Here is a 2843-nt window from a genome sequence, read left to right as displayed (position 1 = left end):
CGCAACGCCCGCCGGCCCCTCATGTGCCGTCATCCTGTCGAGGGGCACTCCCTCAACCAACCGTACAGGTACCGACATGAGCACATGCGTGCATTCCCATTATTCCCCACAGGCGTTTCCCGATTTCCCCAAGGCCCCGGCGGGGCCGTCGCCGCAGCAGCAGACGGACGAGTGGATCAAGCGGCTCGAACACTTGTCCGTCAAGCTGAAGCAGAAGGTCAGGGACGACGACCACGAGCATGGGCACAAGCGCAAGGCCAGTCTGCCGGCCGCGCCCTATCATGATGCCGACGGCGAACCGGAAACCAGGCGCAAGAAGTCATCCAAATCGGCGTCCAAATCGGCGTCCAAACCAACATCCAAACCGCCGGCGGACACCAGCGTGCCTGCCGGCGCCAGACCGGAACGCGGCCAGCCGATGCCGAAGCCGACCGGCATCGTCGACGTCGACAAGCCGATCATCGTGAAGGCCGGCGAGACCTTCGACGGCGGCGGCAAGTACTACCGGCCGACGAAGGCGATCGGCGACGGTTCCCAGAGCGAGCACCAGCAGCCGGTGTTCATCCTCGAGCCGGGGGCGACGCTGAAGAACGTCCAGTACTCGGGCGGCGACGGCATCCACCTGATCGGCGACGCCCACCTCGACCACGTCGTCAACCGCGACATCGGCGAGGATGCCATCACGATCGACGGCGAGAAGAACCGCATCCATGACGCGAAGCTGTCCGGCATGTCGGTCGACGACATCCCGAAAGGGCCGGCGAAAGTCGTCATCACGAACAGCTCGTTCTACAACGGTTCCGACAAGGTGGTGCAGGACAATGGCGACGCCGAGGTGCTGATGAAGAACGTCTACGTGAACGGCGCCGGCAAGCTGTTCCGCACGAACGGCGGCCAGCCGATCACGAGCAGGTTGACGGTGCAGGATTCGACGTTCGAGAACGTCAAGGAATCGCTGTTCCGCACCGATTCGAAGACGTCGAGCGCCAGTTTCTCGAATGTCGACGATGGGGGGATGAAGGTGGTGGCATTGACGCCGGATGCCGCGCAGGTCAGCGGGACCCGCAAGGTGTCGTACAAGCCGTATGCGGGATGAGGCGGAAGCGGGCGGCGCGCAAGCGTCGCCCGCGCGGGGCGGGACTAGAACTTGTCGGGATCGTCTTCGTTCATTTCGGCGCGGCGCCGCTTGGCGCCTTGCAGGATCTTCTGCAGCATCATGATGCCGAGCGTGCCGATGGCCTGGTCCAGCGCGTCCTGGTCGGCCTTGTCCTTGTCTTTGTCCTTGCTCTTGTCCTTCGTCTTGTCGGTCTTCTCCGGCTTCTCTGGCGGCGAAGGCGGTTTGCTGCCGGTCCTGCTCGTGGATGTCATGTCGTCCTCCTGAACATGTTGGTGGTGAGTGATGGGGAAAGGTCCTGGCTCAGGCGCGCAGCCAGACATAATCGCCGCGTGCGAGGTTCTCGAACATGTCGTCGCGCGCCTTGAAAATGTTGTCGCGCCAGTAGCGCCCGTGTTCGACGTAGTGGTCGATCAAGCCGAGTAGCCACTTGCCGTCGACCTCGTCGTTGAGTGCCACGCGGGCAATCAGGACGATGGCGCCGGTCTCGACTTCCAGGCCGAGCTGCGCCTGGTCCTGAGCGTAGACGGCGAGGTTCGCTTCGAGCAGCAGGCGGAACACCCGCAGCGTCCGGCCCGCGGTGACGACGCCGTACTGGAACGTCACGTACACCGCATCGCCGTCTTCCTCGAAGTGGTCGATCGCCACGTCGAAGCTGTCGATGTCGAGCACGCCGCGCGCGAGCACCTCGTCGGCGCCGGGCACGTCGCGCAGTGCGCAGATTTCGCGGATCAGTTCATCGCGTCGTTCGAGGCTCATCGTTCGTTTTCCGTCGCACAGGTGAAAAAAAAGCCGGCCGGGAGCGGGTTGCGGCTCCCGGCCGGCGCGCCATGCGCGGCCCGATGGCGCGCCGTGGACGTTACTGGACGATGTCCTTCGCCGCCTTCAGGCCCATCGTGCTGATTTTGGCGTGCAGGGTGGCCAGGTTGATCGCGTTTTCGGCTGCTGCGGCGGCTTCGATCGCTGCGATTTGGGCGCCGGTGTTCAGAACTACGGGTGCGTCTGCCATGATGTTTCTCCTGAAAGTAAGTGGATCACTGCTGGATATGCGTGCGGCAGTACCGCACACGCTGGTTTGCCGGCTGTGCGCTTGGCACATGGCTGGCGGAACTACTGGATCGCCAGGCGGCACAACTGTGCCGCGGCGCGGAATCCATCGGCCACCGCGCGCCCGGCCTGGGCTTCGGTGCTTGCCGTGTCGGTCGAGCGCGCGGCGCACGCATCGGCCAGGTCGTCGAGGGCCTGCGCCGCGGCGCGGACCTCGTGGTGGCGGCGGGCCTGGCTGCCTGCCTGGGGCAGGTCGTCGAGCACGTCGATCAATCCTTCGGTCATGACTTCGTACATTGCGGTCTCCTTATTGCAAGGTGGTGTTGCCGGAAGCGTCGGCCAGGAAATTCTTGGTGCCGTCGCTCGATTCGATGTAGCGCACGCTGTCGGCATTCAGGGCCGAATCGACCTTGCCCGCGACCGCCAGTTCGTCGATGCGCTCGACCTTGACCCCGACCGTGAGCGGCAGCGGCGCCATGTCGTTGCGGAAGCGCTCGACCACGTCGCGCACCGCGCCGGGCTGGCGCGCCGTGCCGGTGACCTCGAAGCGCCCGGCACCGGCGTAGCGCACCTTGACGTTCGGCTCGTGTAACGATTCGGCCAGTTCGCGGGCGATGTCGTCGGCCGGCTTGACCTGCCAGCGCAGGCGGCTGCCGGCGACGCCGCGCAGGCTGGCGTGCGC

At 65.3% G+C, this 2843-nt stretch carries 5 protein-coding genes and 1 pseudogene; 1 reads left to right on the top strand and 5 read right to left on the bottom strand.

From position 1 onward, the window contains the following. Positions 1 to 76: 76 nt before the first annotated feature. On the top strand, positions 77 to 1096 hold the full coding sequence (locus ACEN88_RS28450; RefSeq protein ID WP_413345073.1) for a pectate lyase: 1020 nt from the start codon (positions 77 to 79) through the stop codon (positions 1094 to 1096). 44 nt (positions 1097 to 1140) lie between these two features. Here the strand turns inward: ACEN88_RS28450 and ACEN88_RS28445 are convergent, their stop codons facing one another. The 5 genes and pseudogenes from ACEN88_RS28445 to ACEN88_RS28425 form a co-directional block, all read right to left on the bottom strand. Further along, entirely contained in the window at positions 1141 to 1368 is a 228-nt protein-coding gene (locus ACEN88_RS28445) for a hypothetical protein (protein WP_413345071.1), read from the bottom strand. 49 nt (positions 1369 to 1417) lie between these two features. Then, positions 1418 to 1873, bottom strand: coding sequence for a CesT family type III secretion system chaperone (locus ACEN88_RS28440; RefSeq protein ID WP_413345069.1), 456 nt, complete (start codon positions 1871 to 1873; stop codon positions 1418 to 1420). A gap of 100 nt (positions 1874 to 1973) precedes the next feature. Then, positions 1974 to 2123 (bottom strand): hypothetical protein, encoded by a 150-nt coding sequence (locus ACEN88_RS28435; protein WP_413345067.1) that lies wholly within the window; start codon positions 2121 to 2123, stop codon positions 1974 to 1976. Between the two features lie 101 nt (positions 2124 to 2224). Continuing rightward, positions 2225 to 2458, bottom strand: a complete 234-nt coding sequence (locus ACEN88_RS28430; RefSeq protein ID WP_413345065.1) for a hypothetical protein — start codon at positions 2456 to 2458, stop codon at positions 2225 to 2227. 10 nt (positions 2459 to 2468) lie between these two features. Beyond that, positions 2469 to 2843, bottom strand: a pseudogene (locus tag ACEN88_RS28425) (hypothetical protein); the annotation flags it as partial.

The organism is Massilia sp. CT11-108 (genome assembly GCF_047302915.1).
Classification (GTDB): Bacteria; Pseudomonadota; Gammaproteobacteria; order Burkholderiales; family Burkholderiaceae_D; genus Telluria; species Telluria orientalis.
The sequence above is the reverse complement of the archived record's forward strand: the minus strand, read 5'-3'. Positions and strand labels throughout refer to the sequence as shown.

Bases quoted from the DNA above. Each gene is read 5' to 3' on its own strand.
- ACEN88_RS28450 (WP_413345073.1), top strand. From the start codon at position 77: ATGAGCACATGCGTGCATTCCCATTATTCCCCACAGGCGTTTCCCGAT.
- ACEN88_RS28445 (WP_413345071.1), bottom strand. From the start codon at position 1,368: ATGACATCCACGAGCAGGACCGGCAGCAAACCGCCTTCGCCGCCAGAG.
- ACEN88_RS28440 (WP_413345069.1), bottom strand. From the start codon at position 1,873: ATGAGCCTCGAACGACGCGATGAACTGATCCGCGAAATCTGCGCACTG.
- ACEN88_RS28435 (WP_413345067.1), bottom strand. From the start codon at position 2,123: ATGGCAGACGCACCCGTAGTTCTGAACACCGGCGCCCAAATCGCAGCG.
- ACEN88_RS28430 (WP_413345065.1), bottom strand. From the start codon at position 2,458: ATGTACGAAGTCATGACCGAAGGATTGATCGACGTGCTCGACGACCTG.